Annotated in this window: 22 protein-coding genes; 13 read left to right on the top strand and 9 right to left on the bottom strand. The window is 71.5% G+C overall.

What is annotated here, in order from left to right; translation table 11 throughout:
* Positions 1-214: 214 nt before the first annotated feature.
* The gene (locus ABZ876_RS10780; RefSeq protein ID WP_361777575.1) at positions 215-1,447 is read left to right on the top strand and encodes a cytochrome P450; all 1,233 of its coding nucleotides are present in this window, start codon (positions 215-217) and stop codon (positions 1,445-1,447) included.
* Between the two features lie 161 nt (positions 1,448-1,608).
* Positions 1,609-2,241: a ScbR family autoregulator-binding transcription factor gene (locus tag ABZ876_RS10775; RefSeq protein WP_361777572.1), complete on the top strand. Its 633-nt coding sequence runs from the start codon at positions 1,609-1,611 to the stop codon at positions 2,239-2,241.
* Positions 2,242-2,355: 114 nt separating this feature from the next.
* Here the strand turns inward: ABZ876_RS10775 and ABZ876_RS10770 are convergent, their stop codons facing one another.
* Positions 2,356-3,645 (bottom strand): M6 family metalloprotease domain-containing protein, encoded by a 1,290-nt coding sequence (locus ABZ876_RS10770; protein ID WP_361777569.1) that lies wholly within the window; start codon positions 3,643-3,645, stop codon positions 2,356-2,358.
* A gap of 615 nt (positions 3,646-4,260) precedes the next feature.
* Here ABZ876_RS10770 and ABZ876_RS10765 point away from each other — a divergent pair.
* On the top strand, positions 4,261-4,905 hold the full coding sequence (locus ABZ876_RS10765; protein WP_361777566.1) for a helix-turn-helix domain-containing protein: 645 nt from the start codon (positions 4,261-4,263) through the stop codon (positions 4,903-4,905).
* A gap of 305 nt (positions 4,906-5,210) precedes the next feature.
* Positions 5,211-6,752, top strand: coding sequence for an MFS transporter (locus ABZ876_RS10760; RefSeq protein ID WP_361777563.1), 1,542 nt, complete (start codon positions 5,211-5,213; stop codon positions 6,750-6,752).
* Positions 6,753-6,881: 129 nt separating this feature from the next.
* Here ABZ876_RS10760 and ABZ876_RS10755 read toward each other — a convergent pair whose 3' ends face one another.
* Positions 6,882-7,385 (bottom strand): MarR family transcriptional regulator, encoded by a 504-nt coding sequence (locus ABZ876_RS10755; RefSeq protein WP_361777560.1) that lies wholly within the window; start codon positions 7,383-7,385, stop codon positions 6,882-6,884.
* A gap of 104 nt (positions 7,386-7,489) precedes the next feature.
* Between ABZ876_RS10755 and ABZ876_RS10750 the strand changes: the two genes are divergently transcribed.
* Positions 7,490-8,296, top strand: a complete 807-nt coding sequence (locus tag ABZ876_RS10750) for a class III extradiol ring-cleavage dioxygenase (RefSeq protein ID WP_361777557.1) — start codon at positions 7,490-7,492, stop codon at positions 8,294-8,296.
* Between the two features lie 25 nt (positions 8,297-8,321).
* Here the strand turns inward: ABZ876_RS10750 and ABZ876_RS10745 are convergent, their stop codons facing one another.
* A complete protein-coding gene (locus ABZ876_RS10745) occupies positions 8,322-8,840 on the bottom strand; it encodes an N-acetyltransferase family protein (RefSeq protein WP_361777555.1) in 519 nt (172 codons plus the stop codon).
* Between the two features lie 170 nt (positions 8,841-9,010).
* Here ABZ876_RS10745 and ABZ876_RS10740 point away from each other — a divergent pair, with 170 nt between their 5' ends.
* The gene (locus ABZ876_RS10740; RefSeq protein ID WP_361777552.1) at positions 9,011-10,009 is read left to right on the top strand and encodes a sigma-70 family RNA polymerase sigma factor; all 999 of its coding nucleotides are present in this window, start codon (positions 9,011-9,013) and stop codon (positions 10,007-10,009) included.
* A 665-nt stretch (positions 10,010-10,674) separates the two neighbouring features.
* Complete coding sequence (locus ABZ876_RS10735; protein ID WP_361778126.1) at positions 10,675-11,265, top strand: TetR family transcriptional regulator; 591 nt, start codon at positions 10,675-10,677, stop codon at positions 11,263-11,265.
* A gap of 78 nt (positions 11,266-11,343) precedes the next feature.
* Here the strand turns inward: ABZ876_RS10735 and ABZ876_RS10730 are convergent, their stop codons facing one another.
* Positions 11,344-12,318: a YafY family protein gene (locus tag ABZ876_RS10730; RefSeq protein ID WP_361777549.1), complete on the bottom strand. Its 975-nt coding sequence runs from the start codon at positions 12,316-12,318 to the stop codon at positions 11,344-11,346.
* 169 nt (positions 12,319-12,487) lie between these two features.
* Between ABZ876_RS10730 and ABZ876_RS10725 the strand changes: the two genes are divergently transcribed.
* The 5 genes from ABZ876_RS10725 (at position 12,488) to ABZ876_RS10705 (ending at position 18,557) form a co-directional block, all read left to right on the top strand.
* Complete coding sequence (locus ABZ876_RS10725; RefSeq protein WP_361778123.1) at positions 12,488-13,921, top strand: MFS transporter; 1,434 nt, start codon at positions 12,488-12,490, stop codon at positions 13,919-13,921.
* Between the two features lie 228 nt (positions 13,922-14,149).
* Positions 14,150-14,911 (top strand): DeoR/GlpR family DNA-binding transcription regulator, encoded by a 762-nt coding sequence (locus ABZ876_RS10720; RefSeq protein ID WP_361777546.1) that lies wholly within the window; start codon positions 14,150-14,152, stop codon positions 14,909-14,911.
* Positions 14,908-15,861, top strand: a complete 954-nt coding sequence (gene pfkB / locus ABZ876_RS10715) for a 1-phosphofructokinase (RefSeq protein ID WP_361777543.1) — start codon at positions 14,908-14,910, stop codon at positions 15,859-15,861. Before ABZ876_RS10720 ends, pfkB begins: the two co-directional genes overlap by 4 nt.
* 109 nt (positions 15,862-15,970) lie before the next feature.
* Positions 15,971-18,025, top strand: coding sequence for a fructose-specific PTS transporter subunit EIIC (locus tag ABZ876_RS10710; RefSeq protein WP_361777540.1), 2,055 nt, complete (start codon positions 15,971-15,973; stop codon positions 18,023-18,025).
* Between the two features lie 244 nt (positions 18,026-18,269).
* Complete coding sequence (locus ABZ876_RS10705; RefSeq protein ID WP_361777537.1) at positions 18,270-18,557, top strand: hypothetical protein; 288 nt, start codon at positions 18,270-18,272, stop codon at positions 18,555-18,557.
* A gap of 26 nt (positions 18,558-18,583) precedes the next feature.
* On the opposite strand, the gene ABZ876_RS10700 is transcribed toward ABZ876_RS10705, so the two are convergent.
* The 3 genes from ABZ876_RS10700 to ABZ876_RS10690 all read right to left on the bottom strand — a co-directional run bounded on the left by ABZ876_RS10700 (position 18,584) and on the right by ABZ876_RS10690 (position 21,912).
* On the bottom strand, positions 18,584-19,351 hold the full coding sequence (locus tag ABZ876_RS10700) for a DUF6227 family protein (RefSeq protein WP_361777534.1): 768 nt from the start codon (positions 19,349-19,351) through the stop codon (positions 18,584-18,586).
* A 157-nt stretch (positions 19,352-19,508) separates the two neighbouring features.
* Complete coding sequence (locus ABZ876_RS10695) at positions 19,509-20,726, bottom strand: Ig-like domain-containing protein (RefSeq protein WP_361777531.1); 1,218 nt, start codon at positions 20,724-20,726, stop codon at positions 19,509-19,511.
* 157 nt (positions 20,727-20,883) lie between these two features.
* A complete protein-coding gene (locus tag ABZ876_RS10690; protein ID WP_361777528.1) occupies positions 20,884-21,912 on the bottom strand; it encodes a P1 family peptidase in 1,029 nt (342 codons plus the stop codon).
* A 189-nt stretch (positions 21,913-22,101) separates the two neighbouring features.
* Here ABZ876_RS10690 and ABZ876_RS10685 point away from each other — a divergent pair, with 189 nt between their 5' ends.
* Complete coding sequence (locus tag ABZ876_RS10685; protein WP_361777525.1) at positions 22,102-22,296, top strand: hypothetical protein; 195 nt, start codon at positions 22,102-22,104, stop codon at positions 22,294-22,296.
* Positions 22,297-22,425: 129 nt separating this feature from the next.
* Here ABZ876_RS10685 and mscL read toward each other — a convergent pair whose 3' ends face one another.
* Both mscL and ABZ876_RS10675 read right to left on the bottom strand, forming a co-directional pair.
* Positions 22,426-22,896, bottom strand: coding sequence for a large conductance mechanosensitive channel protein MscL (gene mscL, locus ABZ876_RS10680; protein WP_361777522.1), 471 nt, complete (start codon positions 22,894-22,896; stop codon positions 22,426-22,428).
* Between the two features lie 134 nt (positions 22,897-23,030).
* Positions 23,031-23,504, bottom strand: coding sequence for a hypothetical protein (locus ABZ876_RS10675; RefSeq protein WP_361778120.1), 474 nt, complete (start codon positions 23,502-23,504; stop codon positions 23,031-23,033).
* Positions 23,505-23,811: the final 307 nt, after the last annotated feature.

Here is a 23,811-nt window from a genome sequence, read left to right as displayed (position 1 = left end):
GGTGAGTTTACCGGCCGGCGAACGGAGCCGGAGCCGGGGGTGGGGCGCCGGGGGTGCCAGGGGAGGTGACGGGGGAGTCGGGCGGAAGCCTCCGGCTCTCGTACGGGGAGGGCGGGCGTGTCTCCCCGTGCAGGTGCGTGAGTACCACCGTGGTGCGCCGGGCGGCGTGCCACACCGAATCCCGAACGGACCGACCGACCGAGCGGAGTGCACGATGGACATGACCACATGCCCGTACGCCCTGGATGTGACGGGGCGTGATCTGGCGGGCGAGACCGCCATGTTGCGGGCGCGGGGACCCGCGGTCGAGGTGGAGCTGCCCGGCGGGGTGCGCGCCTGGGCCGTCGTACGGCAGACGTACGTCAAACAACTCCTCATGGACCCGCGGGTGTCCAAGGACGCCCGGCGGCACTGGCCCGACTTCGTCGCGGGCCGCATCCGCGAGGACTGGCCGCTCTACCCGTGGGTGGCGAACGAGAACATGCTCTTCGCCTACGGGGAGCGGCATGCGCGGCTGCGCCGGCTGGTCGCCGCCGCCTTCACCGCGCGCCGCACGGAGGCCCTGCGGCCCCGCGTCGAGGAGATCGCCGAGGCGCTGCTGGACGAACTGGCCGCGGTTCCGGCGGGCGAAGTGGTCGATCTGCGGGCGCGGTTCGCCAAGCCACTGCCCATGCGGGTGATCTGTGAGTTGTTCGGCGTCGCCGAGGGGGACCGTGAACCCTTGTGCACGGACCTGGACTTGGTGTTCGGTACGGCGGTGCCCGGGGACGAGATGGCCGCGGCGCAGGTGAGGGTCTTCGGGATGCTGGCCGCACTGGTCGCCGAGAAGCGGGCCGCGCCCGGTGACGATCTGACGACCGCCCTCATCGAGGCCCGGGACGGCACGGAGGGCCGGCTGACCGAGCAGGAACTCCTCGGCACTCTCTATCTGATGGTCGCCGCAGGTCAGGAGACCTCGTGCACCCTCATCACCAACGCGGTGGGCGCGCTGTGCGCGCACCCGGAGCAGCGCGCGCATGTGCGGGAGGGCCGTGCCGGCTGGGCCGACGTGGTCGGTGAGACGCTGCGCACGCACAGCCCCGCCGCGTACTCGCCGATGCGGTTCGCCGTGGAGGACATCGATCTGGACGGTGTACGGATCGAGAAGGGCGACGCGATCCTGGTCTCCTTCGCCGGTGCGGCCTCGGATCCCGGGGCGTACGGGGACGACGTAGGAGTCTTCGATGTGCTGAGGACCGGCCGGCGGGACGACCTGGGTTTCGGGTACGGCGTACACCGTTGTGTGGGCGCCCCGTTGGCGCGGCTCGAGGCGACCTCCGCGCTGTCGGCGCTCTTCACCCGCTTCCCTGATCTGGAGTCTGTAATTCCGGTGGAGGGGGTCGAACCGGTGCAGTCCTTCATCGTCAACGGGTATGGGTCGCTTCCAGTCGTACTGCGACCGAACTGATGTGATTTCCGGCCCGATTCAGACGAAATCCGTCGCTTTCGGGGAGCAGGATTCCGCCCCTCCGTATGTGTCGGGGGAGAGCTTCCGGGGTAGTTGCTCGCGCAATTGAAAACCGCACATGCGGTTTGTTATGCTCCTGATCCAGCCCAACGGAGCGTGTGATGGCCAAGCAGGAACGTGCGGTACGAACGCGCAATGCCTTGATCCAGTCCGCCGCCGAACTCTTCACCCAGGACGGCTTCGAGGGTGTCTCGCTCTCGATGATCAGCTCCCGTGCGGGGGTCAGCAACGGAGCGCTGCACTTCCACTTCCCCAGCAAGGCCGCACTCGCCGCGGCGGTACGGGATGCGGCGGCCCGGCGCTTCGAGCGGATCACTTCCGCCGAGCGGCCGCCGCCGCAGCTCGGCGGCTCACTCCAGTCGCTCGTCGACACGAGCCATGCCCTGTTGCAGGGCCTGCGCCAGGACGTCGTGCTGCGTGCGGGGTTCGGCCTCGGCGACGGGGCGCGGGACGCGGGCCGGAGCGGAGATCTGCACGAACGGTGGCACGCCTGGGTGGAGGACGCCGTGGTGCGGGCCGCACACGAGGGGCTGCTCTCCGACGTGGCACCGCGGGACCTGGTGGCGACGGTGGTCGGCGCGACGGTCGGCTTCGCCGCCCTGGGGGAGTACGACGTGCGCTGGCTGTCGCACACCACCCTCACCCGCTTCTGGTCGCTGCTCCTTCCGCGCATAGCCTCGGCGCCGGCGCTGCGGGGAGTGGTGGCGGCGGGGAGGCGGGCGGAGGCGAGCTGACCCTCCGAGCTGACCCTCCGTGCTCACCGGCGTGCGACGGCTACCGCCTCACCGGCGTGTGACGGCTACCGCTTCGCCGGCGTGTGGCGGCTACGCCCCACCAGCGTGTGGCGGCTACCGCTTCGCCGGCGTGTGACGTGTGACGTGCACCCGGAAGTTGCCCGACCGGTCCTTTCCCACCACGCTGATGACGATTCCCGCCTTCGTGTCCTTGAAGGACTGCCCGGGGAGGAACGTCGCATCGGACAGCTCGGCCTGCACATTGGGGCTGCGGGTGCAGCCGCCGCTGCCGGGCCGGGAGTCGTGGACAGTGATGGGCCCGTTGCCGGTGTCGACGTCCGCGTCGACGCGGTAGACGAGGACGCCGGGCCGGCACACCGCCGCGTCGTTGCCCTCGCGGGTGCGCACTTCGAGGGCGTATCCGGCCCGGGAACTGAGCGGTACGAAGACCAGCTTGCGTCCGCCGGCCCGGGCCAGCGGGGTCAGCCTGTACGAGGTCGTGCCGCGTCCGGCCGCACAGGCGACCTGGGTGTCGTCGAGCCAGCCGAGCTTCCATTTGTGCCAGCCGAGCAGATCGTTGTCGGCGCCCCAGTCCTCGCTCATGATGTCCCAGTGCCCGACGGCAGTGCCGCCCTCCTGGGTGTAGAGGTCGGGCAGGCCGAAGGTGTGGCTGTTCTCGTGGGGCAGGACCCGGTAGCCGGTCGCGGTGTAGGAGCCCGAGCCGTCGTCCTGGCGGCTGTAGATGAAGGACGCGTTGGCGACGGGGACGCCGTCGGCGAGGGGCGCGTCGGTGTTGCCGGCGAAGGTCACGGACAGGACGGTGTCCAGGGCGGAGGGGCCGGCGTTCGGGGTGGCCAGCACGTTCAGCAGGTCGTAGCGGCGGAAGTCCACCTTGGGGTCGACGGCGGCGACGATGTCCTGGACGAGTCGGCGGTAGCCGGGGTCGAAGGGGGCGCCGCGCTCCATCCCGTACGCCTTGAACGGTTTCGGCATCCGCAGCCAGTGGCGTATGGGCGTCTCCGCGCGGTAGTTGAGGCGGCCGTACGAGCCGGTGGCGAACCACTGCCGGGTCTGCGGGAAGAACTCGGCGAACCGGCCCAGCGCGCTGCCCTGGCCGGGGGCGTCGGAGAAGTCGACCATCACGGTCAGGGCGTGGATGGTGCCGGTGGAGCGGGCGTAGCCGGAGGGGGTCGGGATGCCTTCGGGCATCTGGATGTTCGGGTGGCCGTGGATCAGGCAGGGGCGCAGTGCCGAGGAACGGACCGGGGCGACGGGGCCGGGTGTCGCGGAGTCCGCCGTCAGCTGCCCGGTGCCGGCCGAGGTGGAGATCGCCAGTGTCAGAGCGGTGACCGAGGCGAGGGAGGCGGCGCGGCGAGGGTGTACCCGGCGACGGGACAGCTGCATGCGGTGGCCCTCCGCTCCACGGCAGCCGCCGGTGTCCGGCTGCACCCTTGCGATCACCCTGTGGCGCGCGCTCGGGGGGCGCGCGCTGGAGGAGACCGAACGAGGGGTTCTCGGGCGCGGAGGGGGTGAAGGCGGGCGAGGGGAGGCGTGAAACGGGTGCGGGGAGTCTGGGGCGCGGATCGCGTGCCCGGGCGCGGATCGCGTGCCCGGGCGGGGATCGGGTGCCGGGGTGGGGATCGCGCCGGGGCGGGGATCGGGTGCCGGGGTGGGGATCGCGCCGGGGTGGGGATCGGGTGCTGAGGAGGGGGCGGGTGCCCGAGGCGGGGATCGGGTGCCGGGGAGGGGATCGCGTGCTCCGGGCGCGGATTGGGTGCCGGGGCGGGGATCGTGTCGGTGATGCGTGCCCGGGCGCGGATCGCATGCCGGGGCGGGGATCGCGGGGATCGGGTGCCGGGGAGGGGGCCGGCCCGACCGAGCCCAGGGGTGTGACGCAGGTCACGGGAATTGAGGCGATGCCGTGGAAATAACCGGGGACGGATTCCCCGTTTAGACCGGTGTCCGAGCGAAACGGGGAACGAGTCCCCGGTTCGCGTTCCACTCGCCTAGGAGTACGCCGTGCAGACCGCAACCCCCGTACAGCGCCGAGCGTCCAGGCCGCGCGCCGACGCCCTGCGCAACCGGGAGCGGATCGTCACCGCCGCCCGGGAGATGTTCGTCGAGTTCGGCCCCGATGTGCCGTTCGACGAGATCGCCCGCCGGGCGGGCGTCGGCAACGCCACGGTGTACCGCAACTTCCCCGACCGCGACGCACTCGTCCGCGAGGTGCTCTGCTGGGTCCTCGACCGTACGTCCGAGGAAGCCGAGCGGGCACTCGCCGAGTGCGCCGACGCCTTCGAGGCGCTGGAGCGTTTCGCGCACGCCGCCGCCGACGAGCGGATCAGCGCCCTGTGCCCGATGGTCTCCAGCACATTCGACGAGCGCCACCCCGACCTGGAAGCCGCAGGTGAACGGATCGAGCGGCTCATCGAGAAGATCATGGACCGGGCCAAGGCCGCCGGGCAGCTCCGTCCGGACGTGGGCGTCGGTGATCTGACGATCGCCGTCGCCCAGCTCAGCAGGCCGCCGGCCGGTACGGCGTGCTTCAGCGCCGACCGCTTCATGCATCGTCATCTTCAGCTGTTCCTGGACGGACTGCGGGCCCCGGCCCGCTCCGAGCTGCCGGGTACGGCCATGACCATGGAGGACCTGCGCCGATCCTGAGAGACCCGTAGCGACTGGCAGTGATCACTGCCGACCGGCAACGACCGACAGCGACCCGTACCGATTAGTTCCGCGAGCCTCACCCGTCTGTACCGACGGACGACGTTCTGCGGCGAGCGCGGACCTCACGTACCGCCCGCAGACGTGACGACGAAGGACGCCCCGGCGTCACCGCCGACGAGCCGAAGCTCCGCCCAGCCCAGTCCCGCCCTTCCACGCCCTTCCACGTCCTTCTCCACCTCCCCTTTCCGACCTGTCCGGCCTTCCCGATCTTTCCGTCACAAAGTCCCGAAGTGGGTACCTCCATGTCTGCAACCGCCCGAAGCGCCCCCGCCGCTTCCGCTCCCGACGCCCGACGCTGGCGGGCGCTCGTCTTCATCGCGCTCGCCCAGCTGATGGTCGTCCTCGACGCCACCATCGTGAACATCGCGCTGCCGTCCGCCCAGCAGGACCTCGGGATATCCGACGGCAACCGTCAGTGGGTCGTCACCGCGTACGCCCTCGCCTTCGGCGGGCTGCTGCTCTTCGGCGGCCGGGTGGCCGACCTGTGGGGCCGCAAGCGGGCCTTCGTCATCGGCCTGACCGGCTTCGCCGCCGCTTCCGCGCTCGGCGGCGCGGCGCAGTCCGGCGCGATGATGTTCGGCGCCCGCGCCCTCCAGGGCGTCTTCGGCGCCCTCCTCGCCCCGGCCGCGCTGTCCCTGCTCGCGGTGATGTTCACGGAGGCCAAGGAGCGCGCCAAGGCGTTCGGCATCTACGGCGCGATCGCCGGTGGCGGCGGCGCCGTCGGTCTGATCCTGGGCGGCTTCCTCACCGAGTACCTGGACTGGCGCTGGACGTTCTTCGTCAACATCCCGTTCGCCGTGGTCGCGGCGGCCGGCGCCTACTTCGTCATCCAGGAGCCCGAGGGCGGCCGCAACCGCTCGCCGCTCGACGTCCCGGGCGTCATCCTCTCCACCCTCGGTCTCGTCTCCCTCGTCTACGGCTTCACGCGTGCCGAGTCCGACGGCTGGGGCGCCTCCCTGACGGTCGGCCTGTTCGTCGCGTCGGCGGTCCTGATCCTGGCGTTCGTGGTCACCGAGTCCCGGGTCAAGGCCCCGCTGCTGCCGCTGCGCGTGGTCACCGACCGCAACCGTGGCGGTGTCTACCTCTCCCTCGGCCTCGCGGTCATCGCGATGTTCGGCACGTTCCTCTTCCTGACCTACTACCTCCAGGTCGTGAAGGGCTACTCGCCGGTCAAGACCGGCTTCGCCTTCCTGCCGATGGTGGCCGGCATGATCACCGGCTCGACCCAGATCGGCACCCGGCTGATGACCCGCCTCCCCGCGCGTCTGCTGATGGGCCCCGGATTCCTGGTGGCCGCCGCCGGTATGTTCCTGCTGGCGCAGCTGGAGATCGGTTCCTCCTACGCGGCCCTCGTGCTGCCGGCGCTGGTGCTGCTCGGCCTCGGCATGGGTACGGCGTTCATGCCGGCCATGTCCCTGGCCACGCACGGCGTGCAGCCGCGGGACGCGGGTGTCGCCTCCGCGATGGTCAACACCTCGCAGCAGGTGGGCGGCGCGATCGGTACGGCCCTGCTGAACACGATCGCTGCCTCGGCGACCACGTCCTACATCAAGGACCACATCGCGACGGCTGCCTCCAAGCCCCAGCAGCAGCTGGTCCAGCTCCAGGGCATGGTGCACGGCTACGCGAACGCCATCTGGTTCGCCGTCGGCATCCTCGTGGTCGCCGCGGTGGTCGCCCTGACCTTCGTCAACGCCGGACGCCCGGGCACCGCACAGGTCTCGGGCAGCGGCACGGGCGAGGGGGCCGAGGACGAGGTGCACGTCCCGGTGGTCGCCCACTGACCGCACGGGCGGTGGAGGCCTCCCACCGGACGCCGGACCCGCCCCGGCTCCGCTCTCGGGCGGGGCCGGGGCGGCCGCGTGCGCGGTGGGTGCGGGCGACGTACGCCGCGGGCCGTTGTCCGTCCGGGCTCAGCGGAGCCAGGGCAGGTCCGCCCCCGCATCCTTGGGCTGGAGTCCCTCGGCGATCACCGACATGATCTCGCCGAGGGACTTCTGCTGCTCCGGGGTGAGCCGGGCGAACAGTGCCTGGCGCACGGCCGCCACATGACCGGGCGCGGTACGTGCCAGCACCTCGTAGCCCGCGTCCGTGAGGACCGCGACCTGGCCGCGCTTGTCGGAGGGGCAGTCCTCGCGGCGCACCCAGCCCTTCTTCTCGAGACGGGCGACGGCGTGCGAGAGCCGGGAACGGGTGATCTTCGCGCCTATCGCCAGCTCGGTCATCCTCATCCGCCTGCGCGGCGCCTCGGCGAGCTGGACGAGCAGTCCGTAGTACACGTGCGGCATGCCCGCGTCGCGCTGGAGCTGACGGTCGAGGTGGTCCTCGAGAAGGGTGACGGCGTGCATGTAAGCACGCCATATGCGCTGCTCCCCGTCGGTGAGCCAGCGGGTGTCCTCAGCGGGTGCCGTCTTCATGTGCTCCACTGTACGAGGCTCCTTCTTGAAACTTAAACAAGTCGTCGCTACCCTTTCGAGAGAGCTTGAGGATTCAAGCAAGTAGGCCGAAGGGAGCCGCCGCCATGTCCGCCGTCGCCGAGGAGCGCACCGCGCCCGAGCGCATGCCCGCCCTCTATCTGAGCCATGGTGCACCCCCGCTGGCCGACGACCCGGTCTGGCCCCGGCAGCTCGGGGCCTGGTCCGCCGGTCTGCCCCGCCCCCGGGCGATCCTCATGGTCTCGGCCCACTGGGAGGAGGCCCCGCTCGCTCTCGGTGCGGTGGAGACGGTCCCGCTGGTCTACGACTTCTGGGGCTTCCCCGAGCACTACTACCGGGTGGCCTATGCCGCCCCGGGCGCCCCGGACCTCGCCGACTCCGTACGGAAACTCCTGCGGGCCCCCGGTATGCCGGTCCAGGACTTCCCGGACCGCGGCCTGGACCACGGCGCGTATGTGCCGCTGGTCGAGATGTTCCCCGAGGCCGACGTCCCGGTCCTTCAGATCTCCCTGCCGACCCTCGAACCGGTGAAGCTTCTGGAGATCGGCCGCAGGCTGGCGCCGTTGCGCGACGAGGGCGTCCTGATCATCGGCTCCGGCTTCTTCACCCACAATCTGGCGGCCCTGCGGCACCCGGGCGGGTCAGTGCCCGCGTGGTCGGCGGAGTTCGACGACTGGGGCCACCGCGCGCTGGAGGCCGGCGACATCGATGCGCTGCTGGACTTCACCCGCACATCCCCGGCGGGCCGGCTCGCCCACCCCCGCACGGAACACTTCGCCCCGCTCTTCGTGACGCTGGGCGCGGCGGACGCCATGGGGGAACTGGACACGCACAGGCCGGTGATCGACGGGTTCTGGATGGGGCTGGCGAAGAGGTCGGTCCAGTTCGGCTGAGCCGCCGCGCGGTCGATCCCCGCGGTCACAGCTCCTTCTCGTACCAGGCCACATCCCAGTACCGGCCGAACTTGCGGCCCACCTGCCGGTAGGTGCCCACGTGCCGGAAGCCGAAGCGTTCGTGCAGGCGCACGGACGCTTCGTTGGGCTGGGCGATGCCCGCGTAGGCGCGGTGCAGGTCCTCGTTCGCGAGCGCCTCGAAGAGGGCCCCGTACAGACTCGTGCCCACGCCGCGGGCCGTGGCGTGCGGGGCGAGGTAGACCGTCACCTCCACCGAGGTCGCGTAGGCGGGCTTGGCGCGGAAGCCGCTGGATGTGGCGTACCCCAGAACCTCCTGTGAGTCCCGGTCCACGGCAACCATCAGCCGGTGGGGCCCGTCTTCAGGGTGGGAGAGCAGCCAAGGGCGTCGCTCTTCCGGCGTGAAGACTGCGGTATCGAAGGTGATGGGCGTCTCGCGTACGTAGTGGTTGTAGATGTCCGTGAGGGCGGAGAGGTCGCTCTCCCTGCCCGGCCTGACCTGCACCTCTGTACGTTGCGACGTCATCCTGCCTCCCCGGTGGCGGCACAGGGTACTGCATGATCAGAAAAATCGAGGGTCAGGGTGGGAATTCTGTCCGGATTGCAGTCGTTGTTTCCTTCGGATGCAGGGCACCCGGAAGGGTGTCTTAAACGCCACAGGACCATCCGCCAGCCCACCATCGCAAGGGAGCACGCATGGCAACCCGTGCCGTCGCCCGTCGCCAGGCCGCCGAAGGCGAGACCGTAGACGCGGCAAACAGTGTTCGCGCCCATGGCGGCGAGATCGCCGATCGCGACCTGGTCGGCATGTACCTCGACGAGATCGCGCGTACACCTCTGCTCGACGCCGCCAGGGAGGTCGAGCTGTCCCAGATCATCGAGGCCGGTGTGTTCGCGCGGCAGATCCTCGACGGTGAGGAGGAGGCCAAGGCGGATGCCAGCCGTGAGGAGTTGGAGGCTCTGGTCGCCGAGGGCGAGCGGGCCAAGGACATCTTCATACGGTCGAACCTGCGGCTCGTCGTGGCCGTCGCGCGCCGCTATCCGCGCAGTGGCCTGCCGCTGCTCGACCTGATCCAGGAGGGCAACGCCGGCCTGGTGCGCGCGGTCGAGAAGTTCGACTACCGCAAGGGCTTCAAGTTCTCGACCTACGCGACGTGGTGGATCCGTCAGGCCATCACCCGGTCGATCGCCGACCAGTCCCGGACCATCCGGCTTCCCGTGCACCTGGTCGAGGAGCTGGGCCGCATCCGCCGCGTGCAGCGCGAGTTCAACCGCGAGCACGGCCGGGACCCCGAGCCCGCCGAGATCGCGTCCGAGCTGGACTCGACGGCGGCGCGCATCAGCGACGTCCTCGACTGGGCCCGCGACCCGGTGTCGCTGAACATGTCGGTGGACGACGAGGGCGAGACCCAGTTCGGCGACCTGCTCGAGGACACCTCCGCGGTGTCTCCGGAGCAGTCGGTGCTCACGCTGCTGCGCAGCGAGGAACTGGACGACCTCATCGGCCGGCTCGATCAGCGCACGGCGTCGATCATCAAGATGCGGTACGGCATCGAGGACGGCCGGGAGCGCACCTTGACCGAGGTCGGCAAGGAGCACGGTCTGACGCGCGAGCGGATCCGGCAGATCGAGAAGCACGCGCTGCTGGAGCTGAAGAAGCTGGCCCGGGACACCGGGTTCGACGCGGCGGCGTAACGGCGTCCGCGGGGCCGGGGCGTGTACCCGGCCCGCCGCGCCGGGTGGCGCGACTTGGCGCTGTTGCGTCGCTTCAACCCGCCGGGTCCGGGGCACAAGACCTCCGGGCCCTCGTACGGGCTGTGCCCGCCCGCGCCCTCCCAGCCGGGTCCCGACGCACTCCCCCCGGCGGCGGGACTCTTTCCGAGCCGGGCTCCGGCGCCGCTCCCCCCTGGCGCCGGGGTCCGGCGCCGCTCCCCCCTGGCGCCGGGGTCCGGCGCCGCCCTGTGCTCGGACAGGGGCAGGTCGACCGGGTCGCCCCGGACCTGAACCCCGGGGCGGCCCGGATGGCAGATTGTGCCACAGCGGCATAACCTGCCGTCGTGACCGGTACCAACCGTACGGGCGGGACCTCCTCCCGCCGTACGACGCAACAACCCGGGGGCGCGTCCGCAGACGGGCGGCGTACCCCTGAGCGCGACGAACGCGATCCACGCACCATGCGCGACCGGCAGGTCGAGCGGGACGGGCGGGACCGGCGGGACGAGCAAGAGCAGCAGGACGAGCAGCGCCGGCGTGATCAGCAGGACCGGCAGGACGAGCAGGACCGGCGTGATCAGCAGGACCAGCGTGACCGGCGCGACAAGGGCGAGTCGCTGATCGAGCGGCGCAAGGCTGCGACGCGCATGGAGATAGCGCGGGCCGCAGCGGGCCTGTTCATGCGGAACGGTCTGCGCGCCACCCGTGCCGAGGACATCGCCCGCGCCGCCGGCGTCGCCCCGCGCACCTTCTACCGCTACTTCGCGACCAAGGAGGAGGCGCTCGCGCCGCTGTTCTCCGAGGGCGCCCACCGATGGGCGCAGGCGGTACGTGAGGCCCCCGCCGAGCTGACCGTCGCCGAGGCCCTGCATCACGCGGCGGTCCACACCCTGACCCCGGGCGTCGGCGTGTCCGCGACCTCCCTGGAGTGGGTCCGCACCCTGCTGCGCCTCATCGACACCAATCCCGCGCTCACCAAGGTCTGGGCCGAGATCTGCCAGGCCGCGGAGCGGGAGCTGGCACAGGTGCTGGCGGTGCGGACGGGGAAGGGTGACGAGGCGTCAGCGACCGTCACGCCCGCCCTCCGTTTCGCGGCCGCCATCGCCGGCGCCGCCGTCCGTGTGGCGGTGGAGACCTGGGCCGCGGGCGACCGCCCGGCCGACGGCCCCCACGGGCCCGCCGCTCTCGCCGTACGCAACCTCGAGGCCCTCGGGGAGTTCGCGTGGGGGACCGGCTGACGCCCCTGCTTCTCGTCGGCTCCTTTCCGTCGGGCGTTCCGGGCTGTCAGAGGGACCGGCCGTCGTGCCTCGGTCGTCTCACATCGGCCCGGTGTCCGCCGCTCGGCTCAGGCGTGCCCCCAATTCCCGGGTGCGGGCGACCAGTTCGGGCGGCCGGTGGACGGTGAACGCGCAGTCCACCATGGCCAGTCGCACCGCCAGCCAGTCCACCGAGTCGCTCGCCGTGCCGCGCACCCGGCATCTGCGGTCGTCGAGGGGCTCGGGGGCGTCGAACCAGCGGGGCAGAAGCGCCGCCACCACGTCCGCGGGCGCGGCGAAGGTCGCCTCGAACTCGTAGGTCTCCTGGCGCCGGTACATCGACTGCCGCAGATATTCCTCCGCGCTCCGTGCCGGCAGCTCACGTTGCGTGAACCGCACGCCCGTCGCGAAGGGCGTGGTGACCCGGTCGACCCGGAACGTGCGCCAGTCGTCGCGTTCGAGGTCGTAGGCGACGAGGTACCAGCGGCGTCCCGTCGACACCAGCCGGTACGGCTCGGTCAGGCGCCGTGACTCGGTGCCGTCCTTGGCACGGTACGCGAACCGCAGCCGCTCCCGGCCCGCGATCGTCGAGGCCATCACGGTCAGCGTCTCCGGCGCGATACTCGCGCCGTCGCCGCTGGTCAGCGCGGTGGTGGCGGCCTGGAGTGTGGCGACGCGGTGACGCAGCCGTCCCGGCAGCACCTGCTCCAGCTTGGCCAGGGCCCGTACGGAGGCCTCCTCCACGCCCTCGACCGCGTGTCCGGCGCCCGCGCGCAGCCCGACCGCGATCGCCACGGCCTCCTCGTCGTCGAGCACGAGCGGCGGCATCGCCTTCCCGGCGACCAGCCGGTACCCGCCGTCGGCGCCCTTGCTGGCCTGAACCGGGTAGCCCAGCTCGCGCAGCCGGTCGATGTCGCGCCGGACCGTGCGCCGTGACACCCCGAGCCGCTCGGCGAGCTCGCCGCCGGGCCACTCGCGAGGTGTCTGCAACAGGGACAGCAAGTGGAGGAGCCGTGCCGGGGTGTCGGTCGTCATGAGACAAGGATGCCGACGTATTAGGTCATGATCTGACCTATTGGGCCTCTACCTTCGGAGCATGACCTCCACCGACAGCACCCTCAGTACCGACGCGGCCGGCGCGCACCCGGCCGGCGCCCACCCGGGCGCGAGCGACCGGCGTCGCTGGTTCGCGCTCGCGATCGTGATGACCGCGGCCTTCATGGACCTGGTCGACGTCACGATCGTCAACATCGCCATCCCCTCCATCCAGCGGGACGCGGGCGCCTCCTTCAGCCAGATCCAGTGGATCACCGCGGGATACGCGCTCGCCTTCGCCGCCGGCCTCATCACCGGCGGCCGCCTCGGCGACATCCACGGCCGCAAGCGCCTGTTCCTGATCGGCGTCGGCGGCTTCACGCTCGCGTCGGCCCTGTGCGGCTTCGCGGCGAACCCGGAGATGCTGGTCGCCTCGCGGATCCTTCAGGGCGCGATGGCGGCGATGATGGTGCCGCAGGTGCTGTCGATCGTGCACGCCACTTTCCCGGCGCACGAGCGGGGCAAGGTCTTCGGACTGTTCGGCGCCATCGTCGGGCTCGGAGCCGTCTCCGGACCGCTGCTCGGCGCGCTGCTGACCGAGTGGAACCTGTTCGGGCTTGAGTGGCGCCCCATCTTCCTGATCAACCTGCCGGTCGGCGTGGCGGCGTACCTGCTCGGCCGGCGGTTCATCACGGAGTCGAAGGCCCCGCGGGCACTGCGTCTCGACCTGGTCGGGGTGGCCCTGGTGACGCTCGGCCTGCTGATGCTGCTCTACCCGCTCACGCGCGGCCGGGAGCTGGGCTGGCCGCTGTGGGGGTATCTGTCGATGGCCGGTGCGCTGGTCGTCTTCGGGTTGCTGGTGGCGTACGAGCGGCGCAAGGCCGCCCGTGACGGCTCCCCTCTCGTCGAACTGTCGCTGTTCCGGGTGAAGAGCTTCGCCGCGGGCATAGCGGTGCAGACGGTGTTCGGGATCGGCCTCGGTGTCTTCTTCCTGGTCTGGACGCTGTACATGCAGGTGGGGCTGGGCTGGAGCGCCCTGCGGGCGGGGCTGACGGGCGTGCCGTTCTCGCTCGCGGTCTCCACGGCTGCCGGGATGTCGGTGCAGAAGCTGGTCCCGCGCTTCGGCCGCAAGGTGCTCCAGGCGGGCGCGCTGGTGATGGCGGCGGGTGTGCTCCTCTACATCGCAGAGGCCCATCGCTACGGCCTGTCCATAGCCTCCTGGCAGATGGCGCTGCCGCTGGTGGTCATGGGCGCGGGCATGGGGCTGATCGTCGCGCCGCTGACGGACGCCGTCCTCTCCGAGGTGCCGCGGGAGCACTCCGGTTCGGCGTCGGGGCTGATCAACACGGTGCAGCAGATGGGCAACGCGCTGGGCCTCGGGCTGGTGTCGGTGGTCTTCTTCGGCGAGATCGACGACCGGCTCGCCCCCGCCGAGGTGGGTCCGGCCTTCGCGCACGCCTTCCAGCACGCGCTGGGCTGGGTCGTGGCGGTGATGGTGGCGATCTTCCTGCTGATGTTCGCGCTGCCGAAGCGGCCGGCGCAGCATGTGGAGGGTGCCGAGGCGGAGCCGGAGGCCGTCGACGGGCGAGTGCTGGTCTCCTGAGTGTGCGGTGCCGAAGTGTGCGGTGCCGACGGCGCCCGGGGGTCGCGTTCCATGCGACCCCGCCGGGCGCCGCCGTGTGTGCGAGGCCCGGCAGGCGGAGTTCGCGTCGGCCCGAGGCGCGCCCGCTTGTGTCCGGTGGCATGTCCGAACCTGTTTACTTTTCCGAAACTCGGTCGTAGCCTCCGCAGGGAAACCACACGTTCGGGCATCGGTCGGAGGCGAACGGACATGTACGCACCGGAGCGGCAGCAGGAGATCCTGCGGCTCGCCCGTGAGGGCGGCCGGGTGGACGTGGTGTCGCTGGCCGAGGAGTTCCAGGTCACCGCGGAAACGATCCGTCGCGATCTGAAGGCTCTGGACCGCGCCGGTCTGGTGCGCCGGGTGCACGGCGGTGCCATACCCGCCGGACGCCTGGACTTCGAGCCGGATCTCGCCGAGCGGGAGTCCACCGCGGCCGACGAGAAGGACCGGATCGCCAAGGCGGCGGTCGCCGAACTGCCGAGCGACGGCACGGTGATCCTCGACGCCGGCTCGACCGTCGCCCGGCTGGCGGGGGACCTCCCCCTGGAGGCCGCCCTCACCGTTGTCACCCACAGCCTCCCCACGGCGGCCCGCCTCGCGGACCACCCCGGCATCCAGCTCCATCTGGTCGGGGGGCGCGTACGGCACCGTACGCGCGCCGCCGTGGACGCCTGGGCGCTGCGCGCGTACGGCGAGATCCGCGCCGATGTCGTGTTCATCGCCGCCAACGGCTTCTCCGCCGACCACGGGCTGACCACGCCCGACCTCGCCGAGGCCGCCGTCAAGCGCGCCGCCATCCGTGCCGCACGCAGGGTGGTGCTGCTCGCCGACTCCTCCAAGCACGGCCAGGAGCACTTCGCCCGCTTCGGAGACCTCGGTGATGTGGACCTGCTGATCACCGACACGGGACTGAGCCCCGAGGACGCCCTCGCGATCGAACGCGGCGGCACGGAAGTGGTGCGCGCATGATTCTCACCGTCACCCCGAACCCCTCCCTCGACCGTACGTACGAGGTCCCGTCACTCGACCGCGGCGAGGTCATCCGGGCCACCGGCGAACGCATGGACCCGGGCGGCAAGGGTGTGAACGTCTCGCGCGCGGTCGCCGCCGCCGGGCGGCGCACGGTCGCTGTGCTCCCGCTGGGCGGGGCGCCGGGGGCGCTCGTCGCCGAGTTGCTGCACGACCAGGGCATCGACGTGGCGCCGGTACCGATCGCCGGAGCCACCCGCTCCAACATCTCGGTCGCCGAACCCGACGGCGTCCTCACCAAGATCAACGCTCCCGGTCCCGAACTCTCCCCCGCCGAGGCCGAGCTGCTCCTGGAGGCGGTTCGCGAGCAGTACCGCGCGGCCGACACCACCTGGATCACCTGCTGCGGCAGTCTCCCGCGCGGCCTGGCCCCGTCCTGGTACGCCGACCTGGTCGCCCGCGCCCACGCCGCGGGTGCCAGGATCGCGCTCGACACCTCGGGCCCCGCGCTCCTCGAGGCGCTGCGCGAGCGACCGGACGTGGTGAAGCCGAACGCCGAGGAACTCGCGGCGGCCGTCGGGCGCCCCCTCGCCACCGTCGGCGACGCGGTCAAGGCGGCCGAGGAGCTCCGCGCCATGGGGGCGGGCGCCGTGCTCGCGAGTCTCGGCGCGGACGGGCAACTGCTCGTGTCCGACGCGGGCGTGTGGTTCGGCAGCGCACACGTCGACGCCGTGCGCAGCAACGTCGGCGCCGGTGACTCCTCCCTCGCCGGCTTCCTGATCGCGGGCGGTGCCGGACCCGAGGCCCTGGCCTCGGCCGTCGCCCACGGCGCCGCGGCGGTCCAGTTGCCCGGCAGCGTGATGCCGACCCCGGGCGACCTGGACCCCTCCGCCGTCACGGTCACGTCGGAGGTGCCCGCGGACCGCGTGCTGACGGAGCCGGTGTCATGAGCGCGCGCACCCGTGGCACCCCCTTCCTCCCCGTACCACCGCCCTGCACCCCCGTCCCCATCAGCGCCCGTCCCACCCGTCGGGCGATACGCGTGCGAAGGAGCCCGCGATGAGCGAGATGATCACCGCGGATTTGGTCGATCTCGGCCTGTCCGCCGACACCAAGGAGGCGGCGGCACGTGCCCTCGCCGAGCGGATGGTGGCCCAGGGCCGGGTGACCGACCTGGAGGGCTTCCTCGCCGATGTCGCGGCCCGCGAGGCGCAGATGCCCACCGGCCTCGACGGCGGCATCGGCATCCCGCACTGCCGCAGTGAGCACGTCACCGAGCCGACGCTCGCCTTCGGACGCAGCGCAGGGGGCATCGACTTCGGCGCCGCGGACGGCCCGGCCGACCTGATCTTCCTGATCGCCGCCCCGGCGGGTGCGGACGACGCGCATCTGACGATCCTGTCGTCCCTCGCCCGCGAGCTGATGAACGCCGAGTTCACCTCCGCGCTGCGGTCGGTGGACGACGCGGCGACGGCTGCCGCGCTCATCCGGGGGGACGAAGCCCTGGCCACCGGGGAGAGCTCCGAAGGCTCCGAGGGTGCCGGGGGCTCGGAAGGCGCTGAGGGTTCGGAGGGTGCCGGGGGCTCCGAAGGTGCCACCGGTGCCCCGGCCGGGCAGCCGTTCCGTATCGTCGCCGTCACCTCCTGCCCCACCGGGATCGCGCACACCTATATGGCCGCCGAGTCGCTGGAGAACGCGGGCCGCGAGGTGGGCATCGAAGTCGTCGTGGAGACCCAGGGCTCGGCCGGCTTCACCCGGCTCGACCCGGCCGTCATCGAGGCGGCGGACGGCGTGATCTTCGCTCACGATGTGCCTGTACGGGACAAGGACCGCTTCGCCGGCAAGCCGACCGTCGACGTCGGCGTGAAGGCGGGCATCAGCCGGCCCGCCGAGCTGATCGCCGAGGTGCGCGACAAGTCCGCGCGCGGGGAGGTGACGGCGGCCGCGGCTCCCGGGACCCCGGTGGAGCGCGCCGGTGACTCCGGCGAGGGCTACGGCACCAAGCTGCGCAAGTGGCTGATGTCCGGTGTGAGCTACATGGTCCCGTTCGTCGCCGCGGGCGGTCTGCTGATCGCCCTCGGCTTCGCGATCGGCGGCTACAAGATCAACAAGGCGCCGTCGGTCATGGACCACTTCGTGTGGGCCCAGACGGACAGCTGGGCCGCGCTGCTCTTCCAGATCGGCGTGGTGTCCTTCGGCTTCCTCGTCCCGGTCCTGGCCGGCTACATCGCCTACGGCATGGCGGACCGGCCCGGTCTCGTCCCCGGCTTCGTCGGCGGCTCGATCGCCCTCACCATCAACGCGGGATTCCTAGGCGGTCTGGTCGCCGGTCTTCTCGCCGGCGGCGTGGTCCTGGCCATCCAGAGGATCGACATCCCGGCGGCGCTGCGCGGCATCATGCCGGTGGTGGTGATACCGCTGATCTCCTCGGCGATCGTCGGATTCCTGATGTTCGTCGTGGTCGGAAAGCCCATCGCGTCCGCGCAGAAGGGGCTGACCGACTGGCTGAACGGTCTCACGGGCACCAACGCCGTCCTGCTCGGCGCACTGCTCGGGCTGATGATGTGCTTCGACCTCGGCGGCCCCGTCAACAAGGTCGCGTACACCTTCGCCACGGCCGGTATCGCGGTCTCCGACCCGGGCGACTCCGCGATGAAGATCATGGCCGCGGTGATGGCCGCCGGCATGGTCCCGCCGTTGGCGATGGCCCTGGCGACGACGGTCCGCGGCAAGCTCTTCACGCACACCGAGCGGGAGAACGGCAAGGCCGCCTGGGTGCTGGGTGCCTCCTTCATCTCCGAGGGCGCGATCCCGTTCGCGGCGGCCGACCCGCTGCGGGTGATCCCCTCGTCGATGATCGGCGGCGCGCTCACCGGTGCTCTGTCGATGGTCTTCGGCGCCACCCTGCGCGCCCCCCACGGCGGCATCTTCGTGGTCCCGCTGATCGGCAACCCGCTCCTCTACCTGGTGGCGATCGCCGCCGGCGTGTGCGTGACCGCCGCCCTGGTGGTGGTCCTGAAGGGCATGCGCGAGCGGAGCCCCGAGGGTGCGGCCACGGAAGCCGGCACCGCCGTAGCGGCCCCGTCCGAGTCACAGGAGCCGGTCGCCGCCTGACCGGAGACCGCACCACAACACGCGTCGGCCGCAACCCCGGTGAGGCTGTTGCGGCCGACACGCGCGCGCGGCAGCGCGGGTTCGGGGATGACGGCCTCATCACTCGCCTCTGAGCCCGTTCGCCGTACTTGAGGTATTTGCTGTACTTACGGACGTTTTTACCGTATTGGTGGTACTCGTCGTACCTGCGAGATGCGTCACGGTCCGGCATCAAAGGCCCGGATCATGGTGTCTACTGGGGTTCATGCCTGCGCATGTGTCGACCCTCCAGTTGTTGGGCGTGCCCGCCCTCGTCTTGGTGACCGCCGTTTGTATCGGCTGCGTGGGCCGCGCTCTGCGCCGGCGCCGCTTCGAGGAGGCGGCCCAGCGGTACGCCCGTTCCGAGGGCGCCGCCCGGCGGCACCGCGAGGTGCTACGGGCCCTGCCCCAGCAGTCGCAGTCGGGTCCGGACCTGGAGAGCGTCGAACTCACGCCCGCCGAACGGGACGCCTTCGCCGTGCTGATGCGGCAGTTCCGTGAGGGGCGCTCCTAGGCCCTGTCGTCCGGGGCCTTGCGGCCTCAGGAGTCGTCAGCGGTGCCGGCAGGCGCCGCCGCCCGGCGCTCCATCGCCTCCCGCGCCGCATCCTCCGTCGCGTACACCTCGCACATGTGCCGTCCGTCCGGCGTCGCCGTGTGCTCGACCTCCCACAAGGACAGCTCCCGGCCGTCGCGGAGCAGGAACGCGTGCTCGTAGAGCGAGAAGCTCAGTCGCGCCCGCGCGGCCGGGCCCGGCCGACCGAAGGACTGCGTGATCTCGTGCGCGAACGCCGAGCGCAGCAGTAACGACTCCACATCCGCGCCCGGGCGGTCCGCGTTCTCCGCCCGGCGCAGCAGCCGGCGGGCGTGGTCCGCCGAGTCGTCGGGGCGGTAGGCGTGACGGGGTTCGGGCACGGGGGACAGCTGCACCGGCACGGGCAGCTCGAAGTCGGGGGTGTCCACAGGCAGCGGAAGCCGGGCCGTGGCGGCGCGCAGTTCCTCCTCGTCCACGTACACCTCGTGTTCCAGATGGCCGCCGGGCCCCGTGTTGTGGACGAGCTCCCACAGAGTGACCGCCGAGCCGTCCGCCAGCAGCCATGTGTGCCGGTACGTCTCCCGGTGCAGGCCCGCGCTGTGGTGCGCCGAGTGCAGCGAACTGTCGTCGGCCAGCGCGCAGTCCAGCATCCCTATCGCCTCGTCGGGCAGCTCGAAGGAGTTCAGGGCGCGGCCCAGCAGTCGCGCGAGGTGCTCCTCCGGAGACTCGGGCGACTCGGCTGGCTCGTGCGCTGCCGTCTCGTACGGAACGCTCAAGGTCTCTCCCGGCGTTGCTGCATGTCACCTAGTGGGTGCATACCGTAGCCCCTTGGTCGGACATCATGTCCGGGAACCGAGAAAACGTACGGTGGGAAAACGCGCGGGCCGCGCGGCTGGTTCCCGCGCGGCCCGAGATCTCGTCAGAACTTGCTGGTCAGACGGCACTTCCTGCGGTCCATGCGCTCCACGGCATGTTCCAGCCGTTGAGGCCGTTGTCCGGAGCGACCGTCGTGTCCGGGGAGTTCTTGACGATCACGACGTCCCCGATCAGCGAGTTGTCGTAGAACCACTTCGCGCTTGTGCTCCCCTGTGCGCCCTGCACGTCCGCGAGTCCGACGCAGCCGTGGCTGGTGCCCTCGCGGCCGAAGGGCGGGTTGCCCTTGCTGTACCAGTAGTTGCCGTGGATGAACGTTCCGGAGGTGGTCAGCCGCATCGCGTGCGGCACATCCGGGATGTCGTACTCGCCGCCCAGTCCGACCGTCTGGCTGTTCATACGGGTCTGCGTGAACTTCTCGGAGATCACCATCTGCCCGTTGTACGTGGTGTGCTGCGGGCTTCCGGTCGAGACCGGGACCGTCTTGACGGTCTGTCCGTCGCGCACCACCGTCATGGTCTGCGTCCGGGCGTCCACCGTGGCGACCTGGGAACGGCCGATGGTGAAGGTCACGGTCTTCTTCTGGACGCCGTATGTACCGTGCGCCCCCTCGACCCCGTCCAGGTCGATCTTCATCGTGACCTTGGAGCCGGCCTTCCAGTACTCCTCGGGCCGGAAGTCCAGCCGCTGCGTGCCGAACCAGTGCCCCACGACCTGCTGCCCGCTGCTGGAGCTCACCGTGATGTGCGACTGCACGGCCTTCTTGTCGGTGATCGCCTTGTTGAAGGTGAAGGACACCGGCATACCGACACCGACCGTCGTGCCGTTGTCGGGTGTGTAGGTACCGATGAAGCTGTTCGCCGAAGAGACCGTCGTGAAGATGGAGTTGGCGGCCGCGACCCGGTTGTTCGCGTCCTTGGCGGTCGCCGAGATCGCGTACTTCGTCCCGCGCTCCAGCTGCTCCTTCGGTTTCCAGGACGTCCCGTCCGCGGAGATCTCCCCCGGGACGACGGCGCTCGTCCCCGACACCGTCATCTTCACCTCGGTGAGCTTCCCGCCGCTGACCTTCACCCCGGTCGCGTTGATCGACGCGTCGGTGGCGCCATCCTTGGCGGAGATGGCGATCGTCGCGGCGGAGGTCTTGGAGTCCTTCGAGTCCTTTGCGCTCTTGTTGTCGGCGTTGGCGCTGCCGCCGCAGGCGGTGAGGGTCAGGCTGCCGACCATCAGGGCGGCACAGGCCCCCAGTACGCGCCGCGCTCGTATGTCCGGCGTTGTCACGGGCTTCTCCAGGTCTTTGTGATGTGCGTGATCCGCTCGAGTACGTGGAGAAAGAGCGCACGTCCCGGCAATGGGTTCCCGTGCCTCCCCGACGAACACCACCATGTGACAGAACCGGGACAATCTCCCGTCCCGGCCCCTTTCGCCCCCACCCCCCTTACAGCCGCCCGTACAACTCCCCGTACGACGGCCACGATCCGCCCGGCCCGTCGACCGATCCGGCGGCGCGCACGGCCCGCACGATCGCGCGCGTCACGAGGTCCGCGCTCGCCGCGAGCACCTCGTTCAGCGCGAGGGGGCCCGTGGAGGCGAGCGGGCGCGCGCCGGTCGCCAGCGCGAACACCGTGTCCCCGTCGTTGAGCAGATGTACGGGCCGTACGGCGCGTGCGATGCCGTCGTGCGCCGTGCCCGCGAGCTTCTGCGCCTGCGCCTTGGTGAGGTCGGCGTCGGTCGCCACGACCGCGAGGGTCGTGTTCAGCGGAGGGGGCCCGGACTTCGCCGCCTTTTCGGTGAGCCGCCGCTGCGCGGCCTCGTGCACCTCCCGCGCCGGTAGGTCGACCCGGCCCTGGGCCAACTCCCCGTACAGCGCGCCCGTCGTCGGTTCCACCACCGAGCCGACCGCGTTGCACACGACCAGGGCACCCACCGTGATTCCCGAGCCGAGCACGGTGCTCGCCGTGCCGATCCCGCCCTTGACCGGGCCGGCCGTCGCCCCCGTGCCCGCACCGACACAGCCCTCCGCCACCGGCGCGCCCGGCTCGCTCGCCGCGGCCGCCTCGACCGCGGCCCGGCCGACCGCCGCGTCCGGACGGGCCTTGAAGTCGCCGCCGCGTCCCAGGTCGAACACGCAGGCGGCGGGCACGACGGGCACCACGTGCGCCGGATCGGCACCGACGCGCACCCCGCGCCCGCGCTCCTCCAGCCAGGCCATCACCCCCGACGCCGCGTCCAGTCCGTACGCGCTGCCTCCCGTGAGGACGACCGCCTCGACCTTCTGCACCAGATTGCGCGGGTCCAGTGCGTCGGTCTCCTTGGTGCCGGGCCCGCCACCGCGCACGTCCACGGCCGCCACGGCCCCGCCCTCGGGGGCCAGGACGACCGTGGTGCCGGTCAGCCAGCCGTCCCCGGTCCGGGTGGCATGGCCCACCCGCAAGCCCACGACATCTGTCAGAGCGTCAACTGTCATTCCCCCATGATCCGTCGCCGCACCGCGCTGCCGTACCCCTCGGGGTTGCCACGGCACCGCCGGGCCACTCCGGCGGTCACGCGTACCGGCACACGGCCACCCGCACCGGTATTCGGCCGCCCCGGTCCTTGCCGCCCGGCGGAAAGGACCGGCCACGGCCCCCGGGTGCCGCGGACGTACGCTGGAGGTATGAGCACCACCCCCGGCAGTGCGCCGCGCGATGCCAAGCCCGACCCGAAGGACGCCCTTGTGTTCGACGACCCGCTGAGCCGGCCGTCCTCGGACGACACGGACCGGGGGTGGGGCGAAGGGTCCGGCGCGACCGGCGACGGCGCGGCCGATCTTGCGCGGTTCCTCGACGAGAAGCCGCCCCACCACCTGTGAGCGCGTGGGGGTAGGGGGCGGTCTGCCTGCCAGTGCCTGTCAGCTCTCGATCCGCACGGGCCAGTTCCGCACGGGCCTGTTCCCCGAGGATCGGGTTCGCGAGGATCCGTTCCCCCAGGAACCGTGCCGTTATGACCCGGTTCGCCCCGAGCTGCGCTGGGTGACGAGGGCGTCGCGGATCTCCTTGAGCACCTCCAGCTCGGTCACCTCGATCACCTCGTGCGTTCCCTCCTTCGCCTTGCGGCGCGCCTCCTGCCGGGCCAGGAACCTGGCCATGGGCAGAACCATCAGGAAGTAGACGACCGCTGCGGTGATCAAGAAGTTGAGCGTGGCGCCGAGGACCGAACCCCACAGGATCCGGACCCCCGTCGCGCTCGCCCCCGTGCCCGTGCAGGGCCCCTTGATGCAGGAGCTGTAGCCTTCCAGGCTCTGGGTGCCGAGCGCACCCACGACCGGGTTGATGACTCCTTTCACCACGGAGTTCACGATGCCGGTGAAGGCGGCGCCGATGACCACCGCGACCGCCAGATCGACGACGTTCCCCCGCATCAGGAACGCCTTGAACCCCTGCATGGCGCTCGGCGCCTTCTTCTCGCTCACCGGTGACCCCTCCTCGACTGCACAAGCTCCGGAACGAACAGCTCCGCAACCTACGTCACGGCCTCCGGCGGCTGTCCACCCCAGGGACGGACAGCCGCGGCTCGGGGCCCGGTCGACGAGCGTCCCCGGCGTGCTCAGCACAGCGTCACCGCCAGACGTGAGGTCGCGCCGGCACCGGCCAGGCGCGTGGCCGTGGCGCGCGGAACGGAGAGCACGACCAGCGCGCCGCTGTCGGTGGGCTCGACGTCCGGCACCCGGATCACCCGCACCCCAGACGCGACCACCCTGGCGCTGCCGCCGCCGTCGGCCGCGATCACATCGACCCGGTCGCCCGGGCGTAACAGCCGCGCGGCCGCTCCGTCCGCGATCCGCACCGGGGCCGTGACCATCTCGGCCGGGCGCGGGGGTCCTGCGGGCCCCGCCGTCGTCGTGGGCGGTCTGCCGGCTCCCGGATGCCCCCGCGCCCCTGCGGAGCCGTGCGGGCCCGCCGCGACCAGCGCGGCGGCGGTGACCGCCAGCCCCGTGGCCACGGCCCGCCTCCGATGCCGCAGCAGACGGTGCAGCCGATGCCGCCCGCCGCGCACGCGCACAGGCGCGAAGTGCGGCACCGGGCATGTCGGGGGCGCGTCCGAGCGGTCGCCGGCCCCGAGGTCCGGCGGGTGCGTAAAGGGGTCACCGTCCGGCGGGGGAGGGGAGGCGCCCCTGTCCGGCGGATGCACGGACGCGTCGAGGTACGGAGGGTGGGGGGAAACGCCGAGGTACGGCGGAGGTGCGGCGGTGTGGACCTGCGGGGAGGTGTGGACGTGTGCCGGATGCGCGGACGGGCCGAGGTGAGACGGAGAGAGCCGAGCCATGGTGATCACCACCTGCGTCGTGGGAGCGAGACGCCCTCCACGATGAGGCTTCGCGGCGTAC

The sequence above is a fragment of the Streptomyces sp. NPDC046931 genome (genome assembly GCF_040644655.1).
Lineage (GTDB): Bacteria > Actinomycetota > Actinomycetes > Streptomycetales > Streptomycetaceae > Streptomyces.
The sequence above is the reverse complement of the archived record's forward strand: the minus strand, read 5'-3'. Positions and strand labels throughout refer to the sequence as shown.